This is a genomic window from Synechococcus sp. NOUM97013, from assembly GCF_014279815.1.
Taxonomy (GTDB): domain Bacteria; phylum Cyanobacteriota; class Cyanobacteriia; order PCC-6307; family Cyanobiaceae; genus Synechococcus_C.
Genome location: NZ_CP047941.1, coordinates 1,424,407 through 1,441,968, shown reverse-complemented (window position 1 = coordinate 1,441,968; position 17,562 = coordinate 1,424,407). Strand labels below are relative to the sequence as shown.

Annotated in this window: 21 protein-coding genes and 1 tRNA gene; 6 read left to right on the top strand and 16 right to left on the bottom strand. The window is 60.3% G+C overall.

The window, feature by feature from the left end; genetic code table 11:
- Nucleotides 1–14 precede the first annotated feature (14 nt).
- The gene (locus SynNOUM97013_RS07675) at nt 15–203 is read left to right on the top strand and encodes a hypothetical protein (protein WP_186479211.1); all 189 of its coding nucleotides are present in this window, start codon (nt 15–17) and stop codon (nt 201–203) included.
- 202 nt (nt 204–405) lie between these two features.
- Here the strand turns inward: SynNOUM97013_RS07675 and SynNOUM97013_RS07670 are convergent, their stop codons facing one another.
- On the bottom strand, nt 406–744 hold the full coding sequence (locus SynNOUM97013_RS07670; RefSeq protein ID WP_186479210.1) for a hypothetical protein: 339 nt from the start codon (nt 742–744) through the stop codon (nt 406–408).
- A gap of 109 nt (nt 745–853) precedes the next feature.
- Between SynNOUM97013_RS07670 and SynNOUM97013_RS07665 the strand changes: the two genes are divergently transcribed.
- On the top strand, nt 854–1,468 hold the full coding sequence (locus tag SynNOUM97013_RS07665; RefSeq protein WP_186481513.1) for an alpha-ketoglutarate-dependent dioxygenase AlkB: 615 nt from the start codon (nt 854–856) through the stop codon (nt 1,466–1,468).
- On the opposite strand, the gene SynNOUM97013_RS07660 is transcribed toward SynNOUM97013_RS07665, so the two are convergent.
- Entirely contained in the window at nt 1,410–2,333 is a 924-nt protein-coding gene (locus SynNOUM97013_RS07660; RefSeq protein ID WP_255442647.1) for an AEC family transporter, read from the bottom strand. The two genes, SynNOUM97013_RS07665 and SynNOUM97013_RS07660, sit on opposite strands and share 59 nt — an antisense overlap.
- Before the next feature lie 81 nt (nt 2,334–2,414).
- Here SynNOUM97013_RS07660 and SynNOUM97013_RS07655 point away from each other — a divergent pair, with 81 nt between their 5' ends.
- Nucleotides 2,415–2,633 (top strand): hypothetical protein, encoded by a 219-nt coding sequence (locus SynNOUM97013_RS07655; protein ID WP_186479209.1) that lies wholly within the window; start codon nt 2,415–2,417, stop codon nt 2,631–2,633.
- On the opposite strand, the gene SynNOUM97013_RS07650 is transcribed toward SynNOUM97013_RS07655, so the two are convergent.
- The 6 genes from SynNOUM97013_RS07650 to SynNOUM97013_RS07625 form a co-directional block, all read right to left on the bottom strand.
- Complete coding sequence (locus tag SynNOUM97013_RS07650; RefSeq protein WP_186479208.1) at nt 2,612–3,118, bottom strand: hypothetical protein; 507 nt, start codon at nt 3,116–3,118, stop codon at nt 2,612–2,614. The genes SynNOUM97013_RS07655 and SynNOUM97013_RS07650 overlap by 22 nt on opposite strands.
- Before the next feature lie 282 nt (nt 3,119–3,400).
- Nucleotides 3,401–4,144 carry an amino acid ABC transporter ATP-binding protein gene (locus SynNOUM97013_RS07645; RefSeq protein ID WP_186479207.1) on the bottom strand — a complete coding sequence of 248 codons (744 nt, stop codon included), beginning with the start codon at nt 4,142–4,144 and terminating at the stop codon, nt 3,401–3,403.
- Complete coding sequence (locus SynNOUM97013_RS07640) at nt 4,141–5,181, bottom strand: amino acid ABC transporter permease (protein ID WP_186479206.1); 1,041 nt, start codon at nt 5,179–5,181, stop codon at nt 4,141–4,143. Before SynNOUM97013_RS07640 ends, SynNOUM97013_RS07645 begins: the two co-directional genes overlap by 4 nt.
- Nucleotides 5,181–5,681 carry an HdeD family acid-resistance protein gene (locus SynNOUM97013_RS07635; protein ID WP_186479205.1) on the bottom strand — a complete coding sequence of 167 codons (501 nt, stop codon included), beginning with the start codon at nt 5,679–5,681 and terminating at the stop codon, nt 5,181–5,183. Before SynNOUM97013_RS07635 ends, SynNOUM97013_RS07640 begins: the two co-directional genes overlap by 1 nt.
- Before the next feature lie 24 nt (nt 5,682–5,705).
- Complete coding sequence (locus SynNOUM97013_RS07630) at nt 5,706–6,605, bottom strand: ABC transporter permease subunit (protein WP_186479204.1); 900 nt, start codon at nt 6,603–6,605, stop codon at nt 5,706–5,708.
- Complete coding sequence (locus SynNOUM97013_RS07625; protein ID WP_255442646.1) at nt 6,602–7,654, bottom strand: amino acid ABC transporter substrate-binding protein; 1,053 nt, start codon at nt 7,652–7,654, stop codon at nt 6,602–6,604. The genes SynNOUM97013_RS07630 and SynNOUM97013_RS07625 overlap by 4 nt, the downstream gene beginning before the upstream one ends.
- A gap of 114 nt (nt 7,655–7,768) precedes the next feature.
- On the opposite strand from SynNOUM97013_RS07625, the gene SynNOUM97013_RS07620 reads away from it, so the two are divergent.
- The gene (locus tag SynNOUM97013_RS07620) at nt 7,769–8,092 is read left to right on the top strand and encodes a hypothetical protein (RefSeq protein WP_186479202.1); all 324 of its coding nucleotides are present in this window, start codon (nt 7,769–7,771) and stop codon (nt 8,090–8,092) included.
- Nucleotides 8,093–8,107: 15 nt separating this feature from the next.
- Here SynNOUM97013_RS07620 and SynNOUM97013_RS07615 read toward each other — a convergent pair whose 3' ends face one another.
- Together SynNOUM97013_RS07615 and SynNOUM97013_RS07610 are read right to left on the bottom strand one after the other, a co-directional pair.
- Nucleotides 8,108–9,700, bottom strand: a complete 1,593-nt coding sequence (locus tag SynNOUM97013_RS07615) for a SulP family inorganic anion transporter (RefSeq protein WP_186479201.1) — start codon at nt 9,698–9,700, stop codon at nt 8,108–8,110.
- Between the two features lie 30 nt (nt 9,701–9,730).
- Entirely contained in the window at nt 9,731–10,999 is a 1,269-nt protein-coding gene (locus SynNOUM97013_RS07610) for an FAD-binding protein (RefSeq protein WP_186479200.1), read from the bottom strand.
- A 53-nt stretch (nt 11,000–11,052) separates the two neighbouring features.
- Between SynNOUM97013_RS07610 and SynNOUM97013_RS07605 the strand changes: the two genes are divergently transcribed.
- Together SynNOUM97013_RS07605 and SynNOUM97013_RS07600 are read left to right on the top strand one after the other, a co-directional pair.
- Entirely contained in the window at nt 11,053–12,180 is a 1,128-nt protein-coding gene (locus tag SynNOUM97013_RS07605; RefSeq protein ID WP_186479199.1) for a sirohydrochlorin chelatase, read from the top strand.
- Between the two features lie 388 nt (nt 12,181–12,568).
- Nucleotides 12,569–12,832: a DUF2811 domain-containing protein gene (locus tag SynNOUM97013_RS07600; protein WP_186479198.1), complete on the top strand. Its 264-nt coding sequence runs from the start codon at nt 12,569–12,571 to the stop codon at nt 12,830–12,832.
- Here SynNOUM97013_RS07600 and SynNOUM97013_RS07595 read toward each other — a convergent pair.
- The 6 genes from SynNOUM97013_RS07595 to SynNOUM97013_RS07570 all read right to left on the bottom strand — a co-directional run bounded on the left by SynNOUM97013_RS07595 (nt 12,813) and on the right by SynNOUM97013_RS07570 (nt 17,444).
- Nucleotides 12,813–14,468: a GMC oxidoreductase gene (locus SynNOUM97013_RS07595; RefSeq protein WP_186479197.1), complete on the bottom strand. Its 1,656-nt coding sequence runs from the start codon at nt 14,466–14,468 to the stop codon at nt 12,813–12,815. The genes SynNOUM97013_RS07600 and SynNOUM97013_RS07595 overlap by 20 nt on opposite strands.
- A gap of 354 nt (nt 14,469–14,822) precedes the next feature.
- A tRNA-Met gene (locus SynNOUM97013_RS07590) sits at nt 14,823–14,899 on the bottom strand.
- A gap of 51 nt (nt 14,900–14,950) precedes the next feature.
- Entirely contained in the window at nt 14,951–15,922 is a 972-nt protein-coding gene (locus tag SynNOUM97013_RS07585; protein WP_186479196.1) for an asparaginase, read from the bottom strand.
- Between the two features lie 19 nt (nt 15,923–15,941).
- The gene (locus tag SynNOUM97013_RS07580) at nt 15,942–16,436 is read right to left on the bottom strand and encodes a CGLD27 family protein (RefSeq protein WP_186481512.1); all 495 of its coding nucleotides are present in this window, start codon (nt 16,434–16,436) and stop codon (nt 15,942–15,944) included.
- Nucleotides 16,437–16,450: 14 nt separating this feature from the next.
- Nucleotides 16,451–16,816: a ribosome silencing factor gene (gene rsfS, locus SynNOUM97013_RS07575; protein ID WP_186479195.1), complete on the bottom strand. Its 366-nt coding sequence runs from the start codon at nt 16,814–16,816 to the stop codon at nt 16,451–16,453.
- The gene (locus tag SynNOUM97013_RS07570; protein WP_186479194.1) at nt 16,809–17,444 is read right to left on the bottom strand and encodes a DUF3318 domain-containing protein; all 636 of its coding nucleotides are present in this window, start codon (nt 17,442–17,444) and stop codon (nt 16,809–16,811) included. Before SynNOUM97013_RS07570 ends, rsfS begins: the two co-directional genes overlap by 8 nt.
- Between the last annotated feature and the right edge of the window lie 118 nt (nt 17,445–17,562).

Genomic DNA, 17,562 nt, shown 5'->3' with positions numbered 1-17,562 from the left:
GAAGATCCATCGCGATGAGTTACGAACCCGGAAGTCTTGAATGCCGTTTGTTGATCGACGCCAAAAAGCACGTCGAATCGGCATTGGTGTCCCTCAACACGCTTCCTCAAAGCGACCATATCCAGCGTCAGTTGAAATCCGTGCATCAACAGCTCGAAGGCATGCACGATCTCAAGCGCACCATGCCGATCACGACGCCTTGAACAGGCTCCGTCATCGTGCGTGACGGTTGTGTCGAAAGCCCGGCGGGTTGTCAGAGAATGACTTTGCTGATCAAGAGGCGATGTTCGAAAACAAGAATCGACCTGCCTGGCTCAATTGGGTGTTCCTCGCCATCTTTCTCTGGTCGAGTTGGCAGCTTGCCGTGGGCTGGTACGCCAAGTTGAACGGATGAACCACTCCGGATCAGACAACAACTGATTCCGACACGTCCACCTCGGGTTGTGGTGTTGGTTTCGCTTTCGCAGCTGGAGTGGTGATTTCTGCAGCTGGTTTGGCCGCTGAACGATTCAATTCCCGTTCCAGGGCCTCAATGCGGCGTTCACGCAGGCAATGACGGCAGCCGCCTGTGGTTTGCAGATGTTTTTCAGGAGTGATGGTGATTTCCTGAACAGGATGTTTGCGGCAGCGAATTTTCACGGGGCTCTTGTAGCTGCGCCACTGCATGCCTGAGTAATCGAATTGATCTCCGAAGCGCTGCTTGGCGCGTTCCAGAAAAACCTGCTGTGTGATCCGAGCTCCCATAGGAGCAATCTATGAGCTGGTTTTGAGGCTGATCCAGGTCTGTTATTCGTCTTCACTCACGCTTCTGCTTGCTGGGCGCGAGAGTGCTCGCCGTGATGGGGTGGCTGGCATGCTCGATGACGACGCTCCTGAATCCATCAACTGGACGCATGCGCGCACCTGGCTGAGCCCCTCCACCAGCCGTGAATGGATGGATCGTTGCGTGCAGCAGATCCAGTGGGATCAGCCGCAGGTGCGGGTGTACGGGCGTTGGCATCGGGTGCCCCGGCTAACAGCTTTTCTGGCTGATCACGATGTGGCCTATCGCTACAGCGGAGCGGTTCATCGTGGTGAAGGCTGGCCAGCATGGTTTCAGCCCCTGCTGGAGCAAGTGAGTCAGCGCTGTTCCGCTCCCTTCAACGGTTGTCTGTTCAATCTCTATCGCGACGGTGAAGACCGCATGGGCTGGCATGCGGATGATGAGCCTGAAATTGATGACGCCTTTCCGATTGCGTCCTTATCGCTCGGCGCAACCCGTGATCTGCAGTTTCGACATCGCATCAGTGGCCGTCGCCACGATCTTCCTCTGGCCGATGGCGATCTGCTGCTGATGGATTGCCGCTGCCAGCAGCAGTGGATGCATGGGTTGCCGGTTCGTAAGCGGGTGCGTGAACCGCGTTTGAATCTCACATTCCGGGTGTTCCGCCAAGCGGACGAAGCAGCAGGCTCCAGAGCGGCACGCTGATTAACGCCAGCAGGGTGCTGCGCAAGATCAGTTGCGCCGATGCTGCCGCGTTCAGCTGCTCGGACTCCGCCATGAGCAACACCGAAATTGCCGTTGGAGCGGCGGCCTGAAGCACAAGCGCCTGGCGCGCAACGCCTGGCAGTGGAAGCGCCAGGCTGACCATCAGCATCAGCGCCGGAAATAGCAGCAGTTTGCAGATCAGCGGCGTGGTGAGGCTCACGTCGAGGCGCGGAGCATTTCGTGAGGCAATGCTTCCCAGGCGCATGCCCACCACGGCCAAGGCCAGCACGATCACAGCCCTTGAGGGCAGCCACAGTGCCTCGCTGATCGCCTGGTGCCAAGGGGTGGCCATCACGATCAACGCGCCGAGCAGGCCGCGGGTGGCTGGGCTGGCACTCAGGTGACCGATCAGCCTTTGCCACCTGCGGTCTTGTTCATTGGATGCTTGCTTGCGGGTGAGCCAGAGAGGGCCAAGCCCCCAGGCCAAAAGGGTGGCGCCGAAGTCGTAGCCGATGCTGACCGGCAAGGCCTCAGCCGGTAGCAGTGCCAGGGCAGCGGGGACGCCGAAGTACGCCGTGTTTCCGATGCAGCTGCCTAGCTGCAGATCGGGATGGGAGAGGGCCGCCGCGAAGGGTGTCGCCAAGCGCAGCAGGGTGAGCATGACCGCAATCACGGTGACGGCCAGCATCGCCATGCCCAGCAGCGAGCCGTTCAGGCCGCCATGCAGCAATAGGCCCATCAGGCTCACCGGCACCCCGAAACGCACGAGTGGTGTCGCCAGAGGCGCAATCCACTGCGGTCGCCAGCGACCGATCAAGGCGCCCACGATCAGGCAGGGACCCATCTCCCAGAGGAGGTTCAGCACTGCAGACCTTCCGGGACGATCAGTTTAGAAAAACCTAGGGAATGTGCCAAAGTTGTAATCGTCCTTGTTGGAGGAGCTGGTTTGGGTGTCGCCGCTCCCTGCTGCCTGATTCAGCAGCATTTGCTTCAACTCAGTGATGCCCTTTCGGAGCGTTGCCAGTTGCTTCAGTTCGAATTGGCGGATCAGGTGGCCACCCTGCCGCTCGGCAATGAATGCTGGCTGCAGACCGAACGGGAATTGATTGCCGCGGAACAGGCCTTAGACCGTCTGCGGATCAATCAGGCGTTTTCGGCGCCGTAGTAGCTCAGCGGAACGCCGAAGGTCACCACAGCATGGGGATCACCGGGGAGTAGAGCAACGATGGCCAGCTCGCGGTCGTCATAAGCCTCCTTGGACTTCACCACGAATGAGGCTGCGTCCGTAGCGCTCCAGAGTGGGGCACCACCGCGGCGTTCGTCGCGATACATCTCAAAGATGGTCGCGAACTCCTCGCCTATGTCCGGATTGTTGCGCATGGTGTCCACGGCAGCGTCATCGCTGCTCGATTGCACCAACGCGAAAAGCTGCTGCATCAAAGGGTGATCAATGGTCGTGGAGACCCGCACCACATTGCCGACGCTGCCGACCCCAGTGACGTGGAACGATCGCCGCTCGGTGCGGGCATCGATCACGGCGACGGGCAGATTCAGGTCCCATTGCTGTCGCTTGGCCACGTCGCGAGCGAGTTGCTGTAGCGCTTCAGCGTGGTCTTCGCAGAGCTGCTGGACCTGTTGTCTTTGGTCCATGGCCTAGTCCGGGTGTGGATGGGCTGAGAGCTCAATCGCTCGACTTCTAGGAAAGCAGAACTCCAGCAAAAGTGCTGCAGCATCTCTTTGACGACCTTCCTTGATCAGAAACGACACACGGTCTCTCCACCAGGTGGACACCATTGGGTCGATCTCATTGGACGGCGGTCCAGTCCATGACTTCTTCAGGGACTGTTTGCGTGTTTCGAGCCTTAGGGGCAGTAGTAGAGCCCGTCACGACATCGTCGCGGTCGATTGTTGAGGATTGAAGACGCAGGTTGTTCAATGGTCCATCTGGTTGAGGAAGCGCCGGCTGCGTTCTTCCTTGGCTTGCGTGAAGAAGCTGTTGGCATCGCTGAGCTCGACCACACGGCCGGCATCCATAAACAACACCCGGTCGGCCACCTCACGGGCGAATCCCAGTTCATGGGTCACGACCACCATCGTCATGCCGTCGGATGCCAGCTGACGCATCGCATCGAGCACTTCCTTGACCCGTTCCGGGTCGAGGGCGCTGGTGGGCTCATCGAACAGCATCAGCTCTGGGTCCATCGCCAGGGCTCTGGCGATCGCCACCCGTTGTTGTTGGCCACCGCTGAGTTGGGCGGGGAATTTAGTCGCCTGATCGGCGATTCCCATCTGGGCTAGAAGGCCGTGAGCACGCTCTTCGGCATCGATCCGGGGCACTTGGTTCACCCGTCTAGGCGCCAGGGTGATGTTGTCGAGGATCGTCAGATGCGGGAAGAGATTGAACTGCTGAAACACCATGCCCACACGCCGGCGGATGCGCCGGATCTGGCGTTCATCTTGGTCTGCATCCAGGCTGAGCCCCACCACTTCGAGCTGTCCGCCATCGATCGCCTCCAGGCCGTTGAAGGTGCGGATCAAGGTGCTTTTGCCGGACCCCGATGGACCCATCACCACCAGCACTTCGCCGTGTTGCACCTCGAGGGTCACGGCATCCAGGGCGCGTTGCCCCTGCTGGAAGCTTTTGCTGATCGAATCGGCGCGGACGGCAACGGTCATAAACGCTCGGCGGATGTGGACGGTGTGGCGGTCTTGACTTCAAGTTGTCTGGCCAGCAAAGCCATCACGGTGCAGATCACCCAATAGAGACCTCCCAGCCAGACGTAAGTCTCCAGATATCGCCCGATGTACTCGGGGTTGGCCAACAGGCTGCGGCTGATGCCCAGCAACTCAACGAGGCCCAAAATTGCCATCAAACTGGTGTTTTGCAGCAGACCGATGGCCTGATTGGTCAGGGCTGGCACAGCGATGCGCAGAGCCTGGGGCAGCACCACCAAGCGTTGGGTTTGCCAAGGACTGAGGCCCAAGGCCTGTGCGGCTTCCGTCTGGGTGTGAGGAATGGCCTGCAAGCCACCCCGCACGTCCTCCGCGACGTAGGCGGCTGCGAACAGGGCGAAAGCGGTCACCGCGCGCAGCACCCGGTTGATTTCGATCTCCACTGGCAAGAAGAGCGGCAGCAGCAGCTGACCGAAGAACAGCACGGCGATCAATGGCACCGCCCGCAGGCCATCGATGTAGAGGCGACTGAGCATGCGCGGCAGTGCCAGACGACTGCGGCGGCCTAAGGCCAGAAGAATGCCCAGAGGAAGAGCCATCAGTCCGCTGGCTCCGGTGAGCACCAGGGTGAGTGTCAGTCCTCCCCAGTCCCGGGTGCTCACCGGCGGAAGGCCTAGTCCACCTGAGAGGAGCAGCCAGCCGATCGGCAGCATGGCCAGCCATCCCAACGACAAGGCCCTGCCGCTGAAGCGCAAACGGGAACCCGCAACCGGCTGCAGCAGTGTGGCCAAAGTGATCACAACGAGCAGTAGAAGCCAGACCATGGGGCGCCAGCGCTCTTCGGCCGGATAGCTGCCAACGGCAAAAAGGGGCAGGTTCTCGCTGACGACTGACCAGTCGGCAGCGGTGAACAGCCAGGCTCCTGTCGACCAGACCACCCAGGCGATCAGGACAAGGACCACCAGGCTCATCGCTGTTTCAAGCGGATGACGCCGGGGTTGCCACAGGCTTCTGCTTCTGACGTTGCGGCTTGGCGCCATCAGCTGCCGGCTTGTTCAGCCGGAGCCCGGAACAGGTTTAGCGCAGACAGGAACAGGGCTGCCCCAAACAGGGTGCCCAGTGCCCACAGACTGTCGGAAGGCCATTCCACCACCAGCAGCACTCCGAACAATGCCGTCAGGATTCCATCCACCACGATCAGCCCGGATGCAGGACCGGATGCCGTCGCGCCGGAGGCCAGTTCCATCACGCCTTCCACCAGCAGCAGCACACCTGCAAACAGCGTGAGGCTGATTTCGCTGTCGATCGGGTCGATCAAGATGAAGATCGAACCACCGATGTACAGCAGCGCAGATAGGACGCGGAACAGCTTGGCCTGAACACCGTTCTCGGCGCCAAGTCTCAGCAGCTGTCCCATGCCTGCTGCAAAAGCGATGCCGCCGATGCCGATCGTCAGCAGCGTGGCTGAAGCAAAGGGCAGAAGGAGTGCGGCCACTGCGGCGACGAGCAGCAGCACAGCTGCGATGCGTCGAGAGTTCATGGAGAGCTGGTGGGTGGGCGGATGTTACGTCCGTCGGCCGGGAACCAGCACGATTCGGTTGAGGATCTGCATGCCTGCATTGATCAGCAGATTGAGCACCAGAAAACTGACCAGCAGGATCAGAAAGCCTTCGATCGCTCTGCCCGTCTGGGTGATGGCCGTGTCGCTGACGGCATAGAGATCGGCGTATCCCACGGCGATGGCCAGGGTGCTGTTCTTGGCGAGATTCAGATACTGACTGCTCAGGGCCGGAAGAATGGCCGGCAACGCCTGTGGCAGCACCACCTTTCGCATGCCCATGGTTTCGCTCAATCCAAGGCTGCGGAAGGCTTCCCATTGACCAGTCGGGACCGCGTCCAGGCCACCACGCACGATTTCGGCGATCGACGCCCCCGTGAACACGCTCAAACCAACGAGCACGGCTGCAAATTCCACGCTCAGATTGAGTCCGAGGATGCCGATGCCCTGATTGGAGAGACGGATCAGAGCCCCCAGAGGCGCCAGAGGTTCTGAGGGAAGGCCAAGGAAGGCCACGAAATACCAGAACAGCAGCTGCAGCAACAGTGGGATCTGGCGGATCACACCGACGTAGAGCGCCGCGAGCCTGCACAACAGTGGATTGAGACTGCGCCGCGCCGCGCCTGCGCTGACCCCCAGGGCAGTGGCCACCACCATGCTGCAGCCGATCACACGCAGGCTGTTCAGCCACCCCATCACCAGAGCCCAGGCGGTGCTGTCGCCGGGGTCATAAGGCAGCGGATGTTCGCCCAGAGCGAACCCTGCTGGGCGCCAGAGCCAGCGAAAACTGAGGCCGAGCCCTGTGCGGATCAGATTCACCGACAGGTTGTTCACCAGGATTCCCACCACGGTGAGCACCGCGACCGTCAGCAGCAGCTGGAACCAGGTGGAGCGACGCAGCTTCATTGGAAGGGAGGGGCTGTCAAGACGCCGCCCTGGCTGGACAGATTGTTGAGACCGCGGGGAATCGGCACCACACTGTCGGGCCCGAGATGGCGGTTGTAGATCTCCCCGTAATTCCCTGTGGTGCGGATCACCTGCACCATGAAGTCGTCAGGGAGGCCGAGCTTGCTGCCCAGATCACCCTCCACACCGAGGAAACGCCTGATCCGGGTGAGATCAGGATTGTCGGTGGCTTTCTCCAGTGTCGCGTTCACATTGGCCTGAGTGATTCCCATCTCTTCAGCCGTGATCAGGCCAAACACCACCCAGCGCATGGCATCGGCAAGGCGTTGATCCCCCCCGGAGGAAAGGGGTGCCAGGGGTTCTTTGCTCAGCACGTCGGGAAGGATCACGTGATCGTCGGGACGTTCGAAGCCGGAGCGGGCCGAAGCCAGCTGGGATCGGTCTGAGGTGAAGGCGCTGCATCGACTTTGCAGGTAGCCCGCCACCACCTGATTCAGGTCTTGATATTTGATCGGGGTGTAAGGCAATCCCCGCGCTTGAAAGGCATCGTTGAGGTTCTGCTCTGTGGTGGTGCCAGATCCCACACAGATGGTCTGTCCACCAAGATCCTCAAGGCTGCGGATGCCGCTTTCGCGACGAACCAGCAGGCCTTGGCCGTCATGAAACACCACCGGAGCAAAGCTCACGCCATTGCCACCGGCCGCATCACGGCTGAGGTTGAAGGTTGTGTTGCGTGACAACAGATCGATTTCGCCCGTCCGCAGGGCCGTGAACCGCTCCGGTGCCGTCAGGGGGCGATATTGAACCTTGCCGCCATCACCGACAAACGCGGCTGCGAAGGCCTTGCATAGATCCACATCGAGCCCGGCGTAGCGGCCATCGCGCTGCAGAAAGCTGAATCCAGGAATCTTGCCGCTGACGCCGCAGCGCAGTTCGCCTCGGTTGCGGATCTGATCGAGCCTTGAAGCGCCGCCTTCCCCGAGCGTTGCGCAACCACCGAGGGCGAGTAGGGCGCTCAGCAGAGAAATCACCTGTCGTCGCGCTGTCATCACAGTGAACATCGAGAAGCAATCCTGTCAGAGCTTTTGACGGGTTGATGTCACTTTCTGCCGACGTTCTCGAAACTCTCTAGTTTTTACCCAACGTTAATCAGTCGCGCTGAAATGTTCCGTTGCCTGCTGGGTTCTATCCCTGCATTGGTGATGGCGATGGCCGGTTTCTGTGCGCCTGTTTCGGCTTGGCAGGTGAGTGATCGCCAGGCTTACAACAACAAGATGGCGCTGCTCACTGTGATCCTTGAAGGGGCCAAGCAGAGAGCCGTGGAGGCTGACGATCTGGAAACCCTGTGCCTGGTGATGAGCATCGGCAACGATGTCACCGAGTTGTATCTGCAAGAGCAGACCAGCGATCAGCAGATCCGCCAGCGCCTCAATGGAATGCGCGACGACTTCTCCGCTTGCATCGGTCTGCTCGGTAACAGCCTTTAAACCCGCTGGAGAGGCTCAGCCGTGCTCTCCTGCGGGCTGGCTACCGATCCTTTCAAAGAGATCCAGGCTCTCTTTGTTGAGACCAACAACCTCCACCTGCGATCCACCCTTCTGCAGTTTGCGGATCAGTTGATTGAGGGCACCGACGCCGCTCTGATCCCAGATGTGAGCAGCAGACATGTCAATCGTGATCTGACTGGGGTGGTCATGCACGTCAAATCCCTGCATGAAATAGATCTTGCTGACGAAGAACAGCTGCCCAGTCACCACGTAACGGCGCAGGTTGGGCGTGACATCCACCGCTTCCACACGGATCACCTTGGCCACCTTGCGGCTGAACAGGATGCCGGCAAGGGCCACACCGGCGATCACGCCTAGGGCCAGATTGTGGGGTGTGGTCAGCATGGTGACCGCGAAGGTCATCAGCATCACGGCCGTGTCGCTTTTGGGGATTGAGCGGATCCGCTTCAGACCGGCCACATCTGCCGTGCTCACAGCGATACTGATCATCACGGCCACCAGGGCGGCCATTGGAATCTGCTGAAGCCAGGGTCTGGCGACCAGGATCATGGTCAGCAGGCTGATGCCGGAAAACAGGGTCGACAGGCGCGTGCGTCCACCGTTGTCGATGTTCATCACCGACTGACCCACCAAGGCACAGCCAGCCATGCCACCGAATAGTGACGACACGATGTTGGCGATCCCTTGACCCCGTGCCTCCACGTTCTTGTTGGAGTTGCTGTCGGTGCGGTCATCCAGGATGTCCTGGGTGAGGAAGGTTTCCATCAGCCCCACCAGTGAAATGGCCAGGGCTGTGGGAAGCACAATGCCCAGGGTTTCCAGGCTGAAGGGCACCTTCATGTCTTCAGGTGAACCGAAGGGCCAGCTCGGTACTGGCAGTCCTGTCGGCAGATCACCGAGGCCGCTCACTGTCGGAATACCGAAGTTTTCCGCCAAGTTGAAGACCATGGAAATTGCTGTTAGCACCACGATGGCTACCAGCTGAGACGGCACCAACCGCGTCAGACGGGGCAGGCCATAAATGATCACCAGACCCAGCAGAACCAGCCCCCAGATGATCGGCAGTTGCACACCACTGAGGATCACTGCATGGCCATGTCCAGCTGCTTGCGTTTCTCCGAAATGCAGATTGATGCCTAATTCCGGCAATTGCGCTTGGAAGATGAGCAGGGCCAGCGCGTTGACGAAACCGCTCAATACACCCAGCGGCACGAAGCGCATCTGATACGCCAGTCGCATCCACCCCCAAAGGATTTGCAGGATGCCGGTGACCACGCCAGCCACCAGGAGATAAGTCAGTCCAAGACCCGGACCGCGGGCTTCGCCGGTGGCCACCAGGCCTGTCATCAGAAGAGCTGTGGAGCCCGTGGCGGAAGTGATCATTGCCGATCGACCGCCAACAAAAGCGATGGTGATCGACAGCAGAAAGGCGCCAAACAGACCCACCTGCGGGTCGACTCCGGCGATGCCGGAGAAGGCGATCGCCTCGGGAATCATTGCGAAGGCCACCACCAGACCTGACAGCAGGTCCTTGAAGGGATTGCCGAAACCAATGTTCAACTGTCGTGGCACGGATCCTGTGGCCATCAGCGGTGGATGAATTGCTGGGACCGTACGTCAGAGCGGCGGCAGCTTTGCGTCTGGGTCCACGTTCGCTTTCAAATGCTGCAGCTCCGGCAACCAGCTGCCGAAGGCGTCGCGGAGCTCCTGTTGATGATTTGGAAGGTGGTCATGCAGCTGCGCGAGGTGCACCCCAGGGCAGCACGTGCGTAGATCGTCACTGACGCCTTCCATCCAGGCAAGGCTGCGCAAGCGACCCTCAAGGTCGCCTGGCGTCCAGGCTGCTGTGATCCATGGCTTCCACTGGGCATCCCGATGCACGAAGGCTGTGAAGCTCGGATCGATCCGTGCAGTTGCTCCACCGAGTTGCTGTGCACTGATTCGGCAAGCCGGGTGTGGGCGTTGGCGCATCTGCCGCTGCAGTTGTTCAATCACAGACGCGGCTTGGTCCGCAAAAGCGGGCCCAAGACGACCTAGCACCTCGCTATGGAGAAGGTTGTTGGAGGGGGCAGACGCAGTGCGTGGTGTCTCCATCCCGAATTGGCCGAAGGCAGGCAGATCCAACTGGTCGTGCACCTGCTCCACCTGGCCCCCTGAGCCAGCGTTCAGAAAGGGATCCAGTGCGTGCAGGCCTGCGCTGGGGGCTGACAGGGGACTGCAGTCCACGGCGTAGATCTCCAACCTCTCGCCCCAGGTCCATTGCAGGCTGCAGCTCTCAGGCCACTGTTCTGCCAAGGCAATGACGGCTGGTAACTCCGATGGGTTGATCCAACCCCTCCGTAGCCGCAGCTTGACGATGGGATGGGTGCGCAGCCGCAGTTTGGTGACCACTGCGAGAAAGGGCGCTGCGCCCAGCAGGCCGCGACACTCTGCGGCGAGGGTGGGATCGTGCCTCGCTTGTTCAACATCGAGTGTGAACGGCGCACCCGACCCCCAAACCCCTTCGATCTGTGTGATGTGATCGATGGCCAACCCTTGCGTTCGGCTGAGGGGACCCATGCCGCCGGTCAGCACAAAGCCGCTGCCTGGGAGGCCGGACAGGCCGATCGGGATGGCCCGATTGAAAGCCTGCAGCTGCCTGAGCAGGTCGGCCATGGACAGGCCCGTGCCGAATTCCACTTCCTGCGTTGCGCTGAGGTAGCGGAACTGCTGATGGCGACGTAGATCCAGCGTCCAATGCTGGTCAGCGGCGCAACGGCTTGAGGTGCCACCGGATCGAACCTGCAGTGGCGTTCCACCCAGCGGTTGACGCATCAGTTCTGGCAGTAGTTCTGGCCCTGGGCACAGAGATCCGAGGGACTTGGCATCGCGGGCCTGGGTATTCATCTCCGCTTTCCCTCTCCAGCACCGAATAACTTCAATGAAGAGGCATTTCTGGTGTGACGCTGCAGATCGATGTTCCTGATGCACCGAAGCACGGTGTCCTGATCTGTGGTCACGGCAGTCGCAATCGTCTGGCGGTCGAGGAGTTCGAGGGCCTGGCGATCGGCCTCAAAAAGCGGCTGAAAGGGTTTCCGGTGGAATACGGATTCCTTGAATTCGCCCAGCCCATCCTGCGTGATGGACTCGAGAATCTGCGAGCCCAGGGCGTGCAGAAAGTGCTGGCAATTCCCGCCATGCTTTTTGCGGCTGGGCATGCAAAGAACGACATTCCTTCGGTGCTCAACACCTACAGCGCTGAAACGGGACTGCAAATTGACTACGGCCGGGAACTGGGTGTTGACCGGTTGATGATCGCTGCGGCAGGAGCACGCATCCGTGAGGTCCTGGCTCAGGCCCCGGAGGTGCCGATGTCCGACACCTTGCTGGTGGTGGTCGGTCGCGGCTCTTCAGATCCTGATGCCAACTCCAACGTGTCCAAAGTGATGCGGATGTTGGTGGAGGGGTTCGGATTCGGCTGGGGTGAAACGGTCTATTCCGGTGTCACCTTCCCCCTGGTGGAACCTGGGCTGCGCCATGTGGTGAAGCTGGGGTTCAAGCGGATTGTGGTGTTCCCTTATTTCCTCTTTTCTGGGGTACTCGTGAGCCGCATTCGTCAGCACACCGAGCGCGTCGCTGAGGATCATCCCGAAGTGGAATTCCTTCATGCGTCATACCTGGGGGATCACGATCACGTCCTCGACACTTTTGTTGAGCGGGTGCAAGAGGTGCTGGGCGGGGAAGCTGCAATGAATTGCTCCCTTTGCAAGTACCGAGCTCAGGTGCTGGGGTTTGAGCAGGAAGTCGGACTGGATCAGTCCAGTCACCATCACCACGTGGAGGGCCTCACCGAGGCCTGTGATCTCTGCGAGCGTGAATGCACCGGAGCCTGTTCACCGGATGGAGTGCCGATTCCGCTCGGTGGCGGCCATCACCATGCGCATGACCACAGCCATGGGTCTGACCACAGCCATGCCCACGATCACAGCCACGGTCATTACCCATACCCGCACGCTGAGCACCCCCTCGGTCCGACCACCCTGCGCGCGGCAAAGTCACAAGACAACACATCTCAGCCTCAAACCTGAAGCAATTGGGTGATGTTGACGTGCTCAGTCGTCTCTGTCTTGCATGAGTCGAATGAGACTTTGCAAGATAAGCGTGGCTGATCAATGATGTGTTTTGTGGAGAACAAGTGGTCTTTTCCACAGTTTTTCTGGGGTTTTCCACGGTTGATCGCCTGAATCCCTGCTCTCCTGTATGCGTTTGTGGGTTCCCGATCTTGTGACATCGGCGACTTGACAGTGGGACGGTCGCTTTCAAGTTGAACGCCACCAGCGCCTGTCATCTCTCAGGCTCCTTGTGCTGACGTGAGTCTCAAATGAGATGTGCATTTGGTCGCATCTGGACCCGCCCTTTGACGAGCGCCATGGTTTTGTGGCTCCCTGTTGGTGAACACGAGGCACGACGGACTGGATGGATCGCAATCACCTGGAACGATGCATGGACTCCCAAGCGGTCCCTTCCACGGAGGTTGATGCGCCCTTTGTCAGTCTTGAGGCCGAAATTCCTGAGGTGCTCTATCGGGGCTTGAAGGACTTCGTCGGTTCTAACCCCAACTGGGATCAATACCAGGTGATGAGCTCAGCGCTGGCGCAGTTCCTCTTCCAAAACGGCTGCTCAGAGCGCGCTGTGACCGAGCGTTATCTCGACGACCTGTTCAGCCGTTCCCAGGCCTGACGGCCTGCAGGCAGGCCCGGCGTGTGATCGCCATCATTGTCAGCGTTGGGCTTTGCCATCCGGAGCTGGGCCAGCAGGCTCCATCCACCACCAGAACATTCGGACAGCGCCAGAGGCGATTCCAGCGGTCCACCACACTGGTGTCTTCGTCATGTCCCATTGCCGCTCCTCCCACTTCGTGGATGTAGTAGCCAGGTGGAGGCGCATCATCCTGAACGGCCGCGGCACCTCGCACGATCGGTTCGACCAGGGGAAGATGCACAAGGTCGGCGAGGGACGCAGCTGTTCCTTCTGCCACAGCGATGCAGTCCTGAATCGTGCGCTGCATGTCGCGCACCATGGCCTTCTCGTTCTTGCCCCAGCGGCAGCTGATGTGGGGCATGGGGATTCCGAAAGGATCGCACTGCTCTGAGAGACGCACATGGTTGCGCGCATCCGCCAGCACTTCCCCGTGGCCAATCAGGAACCCCAGCCGACGATCCGGATGGCGTTTGAGCCACCAGGGGGGATCAAAGCGGTTGATCGCGCCCCACAGTCCATAGCCCCGCAGGAAGGATCCGTCGGTGCGTCGCCCGGGGGCGTTCCCGAAGGGCAGGAAAAAACTGCCCGCACCTGAAAGGGTGCTGGAGGGGTCGCATTGCTGCATCGCCTGGCGTCCTGTCTTACTGGCGATGGAGAAGAAGCGGCAGCAGGACACGTGGTCCATCAGGCCTTTCCCCAGTTGGCCTGAGGGGTCGATGAATCCCTGCGTGTTGTTCTGTTGTTCCGACTGCAGCAACAGCCGAAGGCTGGCGATGGTGGAGGCGCAGACCACCACCAGTTCGCAGTCGAGGCGTTGTCGCTCACCTGTCGTTCGGTTCACCACCACGACCGATCGCGCCCGCTGCTGGTCTGGATGCAGTTCGAGCGTCTCGGCAACGCAATTGCTCAGGACTTCGACATTTCCGGTGTCCAGGGCGCGCTGCAGGCTGGAGCCATTGCTGCTCGATCGCGGCCAGGGTGCAGTGGTTGATGGCTGGTGGGCTTCAAAGCCGCGGGAGTGGATCAAGGTCAGATCACGTTCCCGGTGCAGGGCGTCGCGGAACTGTGACTCTTCGGGCATCAAGGGCAGCGCCGGCTCCAGCTGTCCATCGGGGAGATGGCTGAGGCCATCGCGCGCTCCACGCACCTTGAGAAGCTGTTCGAGGGCGGTGTAGTGAGGATCTAGATCGTTGTGACTGATCGGCCAGTTCTGGCCATACCCATCGTGATCAGCAGCCTTGAATTCGTAGTCCGACAGCCGCAGCGTGATGCCACCCCAGGTGAGGCTGCGTCCCCCCACCTGCCGGCCCTGTGTCCAGAGAAAGGGCTGATCCTCCGGTGTCTGGTAGGGGAAAGCCCGTTCATCGGCGTAGAGCGCGGGGTTCTGTTTCCAGTAGCCCGGATGCTGAGCTTGCAGTCGATGGCGTCCACTGAGCAACCCCTCCGCTCGGCGAAGGCTGTTGGCAGGTTCACCTCCCAGGGCCTCCCTTGCAGACAGGTCGGGTCCGGCTTCAACTACCAGCACCCTCACGCCGGCTTCGGCCAAGGTCATCGCGGCAACCCCACCGGTTGCTCCCGAGCCGATCACGATCGCTTCGAAGGGATGCAGGGGCACAGCAGCAGCAACAACCTCCCGATAGTTTCCGATGTGACCGGATCAGCGTGCCCACGATGTTGCAGTTGGCCGTGAATATGCTCCCAGTCGTGCAATCAATCCATAGCCTCTGTTGCCATCGCTCGACACGAAGTCTTCAACATCCCTTGATCGCAGATTGTGGGTTTTTGAGGCTGATCAGAGGACGAGAGATCGCTTGTTGTCCCCACAGACACAACGCCGAATGCACTGATCAATCGGACGGGACGCTGTCGTCAGCGTGGCTGTGCCAACAGTGAACTCCCTGTTGTGTTCTTGATCGCGATCAGGCAATTTGGCAACAAAAAAGCCCCACCGAAGTGAGGCTTTTTGATTTGGTGGCGGGGGGGAGATTTGAACTCCCGACCTTCGGGTTATGAGCCCGACGAGCTACCAGACTGCTCTACCCCGCGTCGACCCTTAAATCATACAACTCCGTGGGCGACTCGACCACCGGCTCTGCCTCAGGAGCGCAGCTCGCCCTCCACGGAGAGATGAACGCCCGGATTGAGAACCAGCAAGTCTTCTTCCAGCTCTTCCAAGCCGCCGGGGGTCATCCAGTCGAGCTGGCGAAGCAGGTGCAAGGCCACGGCTTGCTTGGCGCGACGCGCACCGTCTTCCACTTTGATGGCGACCCCCAGGCCTTCACCTGTGCGGCTCAGACACTGGATGCCTTCTGCGCCTCCCTTGCTGATCACTTGTCGATGCGAACGACGCATCAACTCCGTGTCGAAGCGACCCTCACCTGCCACCAGTTCGGGGTGGGTCAGCATCGCTCGACTGATCTGTTCGAGCTCGGCATGGGTTGAGGATCCCAAGTGTGCAAAGAGCAGTGCCATCTGCGCCAGCTCAAGGCGCAGGGTTGGAGCGCCGCAGTCATCCCGCTCTGCGACCAGTTCCTCCTGAGGAAGCCCCAGAAGTTCTGCCACACGGCGAGTCACTTCCTGCTGCACGGGGTGATCCCCCTGCAGGTAACTGTCGAGAGGCCAGCCCATCTTGCGGGCGGTCACCAGAAAGCCGGCATGCTTCCCAGAGCAGTTGTGTTCCAGCGGACTAGTGCGACCGGCTGGCACCGGACACTGCAGCATTTCGGTTTCAAGCTCCGCATTCCAGAGCATTCGAAAGGCTTCGCGTGCGTGGCTGGGGGTACCCGCATGGGAGGCGCAGCTGATAGCGATGCCGCGCTCTCCGCAATTGAAGGCTTCCGAGGCTCCACTGCTGATCAGCGGCAGTGCCTGAAAGGGTTTCAGTGCGGAGCGAATGAAGGTCTCAAAGTCGGGCTGTCCGGCTCGCATCAGCACGCGGCCGCGGCTGTCGCATACCACGGCGTGCACGCGATGGGTTGATTCGATCGACGAACCACGTCTGAGATGCACCTCGAGAGGTGGTGAACTCACCGCCCGGCCCGTACCGCGGTATCCGGATGGGATCGACATGCCCGCCTGCTGTTCAGATTCAGAGAGCCTGACAGATGCTCGCCCCGCCCAGCATCAGCCCCGTCACCAGTGCCATGGCACGTCCGAGTCGGCCAAGAATCGGACGAACCTCATGCTGAGCAAGCAAGAGGTCTCGCTCACGCCACGCCAGGGGTTTTTCCCAGACCTGACCGTCGTACCACCCCGATTCTTCGTATTCCACCTTCTCGGAGAGCAGGCGCTTGTGCACATAAGTCCAACCCAGCCACTGGCGTGTCAGCAGCAACATGGGCAACACAAGGGCGGCAACGCCGCCGGCAATCAGCAGGCGAACCGGGTCATGGCGCAAGGTCCAGCTGCCACTGGCCACCAGAACGGTGATGGGTGAAATCAGAAGCCAACTGATCAGCAGAGCGCGGTCGAGGGACACCTGAGCCGTGCAGGGCCACGCGAAAAACCAGGAACTGCAGAGTTGGGCGTATTCCTCCTGAGGACGCTGATCAGGAGGAACCGGGCAGGCGATGCTCGCTTCCATGCCGGGGTTCACGCTCAAGCGTCAGTTGTGCTCGAGGCTAGGTAGGGACGCCGTTCGCCGTGACTCCAGAACGCTTCAAGGTCATAGAACCGACGTTCCTCGGGCATCAGCACGTGAACGATCAGTTCGCCGTAGTCGAGCAACGCCCAACGACCTTCGTTGAGGCCCTCTTTGCGCAGGGGGAGGCGATGCAATGCCTGCTCGATGCGGTCTTCGACAGATCGGGCAATGGCCTTCACCTGCACATCACTCTGCCCGCCGGCAATCACCATCCAGTCGGCCAGGCTTGACACTTCATCAACGCGGATGAGCTGAATGTCGACGGCCTTGCGGTCATCGCAGGCATCGGCTGCGAGCTCCGCAAGCTGCTCACTATCCATAAACGTTTTCGCTGGTGACGGACTGTCGGGAACCCTGCTGCTGAGCCATTTCAGCCCGGGCCTTCCCAGCACTCTTGCGCAACGCCTCGAGACGATCCTCGTAGAAACCACGCTTTTTCTTCTTGCGCGTTTTCTCAACTAGGTCTTTCAGAGCGCCTCCGAGGCTCTTGTAGGCATTGGGGACGCTGTATCCGAACCGGCAAGCCAGGTCGATGGCGCGTTCGTCGGCTGCGATGGCATCACGCAGACGCTTCTCCGAATTGTTTTTTAAGTAAAGGCGGTAGCCAGCGAAGCCTGAGAGCCCCAAAGCCATCATCAGCAACAGGCCGTCTTGAACCCAGAGTTCACCGATTGCTCCGCCGAGGCCGATCGCCAGAGCGGCCATCTCCCAGCCATCCCGAGGAATGGTGTCGTTCTGAATCCGACCCACCTCGTGCCAGAAGAGAAGGTTGCGATGGTCCAGTGCAAGGCTGTCCCAAGAGTCGAGATCCACCTGGATCTCCACCTCATCCCGCCCGATCTCCTCCAGTGTGATCAGCGAAGGATCCACAGCTGCGGCCGCCTCGACGAACACCCAGCTCTGCATTTCGGGTGGCAGCAACCCTTTCAGGCGCTGGAGTTCGCTCATGGTTGTCATCAAGCTCCTGACCCTCAACGCTAGCGACTGACCGGCACGCGCTGTGCAAGCGGTTCTTTCTGTTGCGGAGGCTGCGTGGGAGACTGAAAATGTTTGGCCGCAAAGAAGC

Bases quoted from the DNA above. Each gene is read 5' to 3' on its own strand.
- SynNOUM97013_RS07630 (WP_186479204.1), bottom strand. From the start codon at position 6,605: ATGAAGCTGCGTCGCTCCACCTGGTTCCAGCTGCTGCTGACGGTCGCG.
- SynNOUM97013_RS07625 (WP_255442646.1), bottom strand. From the start codon at position 7,654: ATGACAGCGCGACGACAGGTGATTTCTCTGCTGAGCGCCCTACTCGCC.
- SynNOUM97013_RS07645 (WP_186479207.1), bottom strand. From the start codon at position 4,144: ATGACCGTTGCCGTCCGCGCCGATTCGATCAGCAAAAGCTTCCAGCAG.
- SynNOUM97013_RS07620 (WP_186479202.1), top strand. From the start codon at position 7,769: ATGTTCCGTTGCCTGCTGGGTTCTATCCCTGCATTGGTGATGGCGATG.
- SynNOUM97013_RS07640 (WP_186479206.1), bottom strand. From the start codon at position 5,181: ATGGCGCCAAGCCGCAACGTCAGAAGCAGAAGCCTGTGGCAACCCCGG.
- SynNOUM97013_RS07635 (WP_186479205.1), bottom strand. From the start codon at position 5,681: ATGAACTCTCGACGCATCGCAGCTGTGCTGCTGCTCGTCGCCGCAGTG.
- SynNOUM97013_RS07675 (WP_186479211.1), top strand. From the start codon at position 15: ATGAGTTACGAACCCGGAAGTCTTGAATGCCGTTTGTTGATCGACGCC.
- SynNOUM97013_RS07600 (WP_186479198.1), top strand. From the start codon at position 12,569: ATGGATCGCAATCACCTGGAACGATGCATGGACTCCCAAGCGGTCCCT.
- SynNOUM97013_RS07610 (WP_186479200.1), bottom strand. From the start codon at position 10,999: ATGAATACCCAGGCCCGCGATGCCAAGTCCCTCGGATCTCTGTGCCCA.
- SynNOUM97013_RS07615 (WP_186479201.1), bottom strand. From the start codon at position 9,700: ATGGCCACAGGATCCGTGCCACGACAGTTGAACATTGGTTTCGGCAAT.
- SynNOUM97013_RS07650 (WP_186479208.1), bottom strand. From the start codon at position 3,118: ATGGACCAAAGACAACAGGTCCAGCAGCTCTGCGAAGACCACGCTGAA.
- SynNOUM97013_RS07585 (WP_186479196.1), bottom strand. From the start codon at position 15,922: ATGTCGATCCCATCCGGATACCGCGGTACGGGCCGGGCGGTGAGTTCA.
- SynNOUM97013_RS07580 (WP_186481512.1), bottom strand. From the start codon at position 16,436: ATGGAAGCGAGCATCGCCTGCCCGGTTCCTCCTGATCAGCGTCCTCAG.
- SynNOUM97013_RS07665 (WP_186481513.1), top strand. From the start codon at position 854: ATGCTCGATGACGACGCTCCTGAATCCATCAACTGGACGCATGCGCGC.
- rsfS (WP_186479195.1), bottom strand. From the start codon at position 16,816: ATGGATAGTGAGCAGCTTGCGGAGCTCGCAGCCGATGCCTGCGATGAC.
- SynNOUM97013_RS07570 (WP_186479194.1), bottom strand. From the start codon at position 17,444: ATGAGCGAACTCCAGCGCCTGAAAGGGTTGCTGCCACCCGAAATGCAG.
- SynNOUM97013_RS07670 (WP_186479210.1), bottom strand. From the start codon at position 744: ATGGGAGCTCGGATCACACAGCAGGTTTTTCTGGAACGCGCCAAGCAG.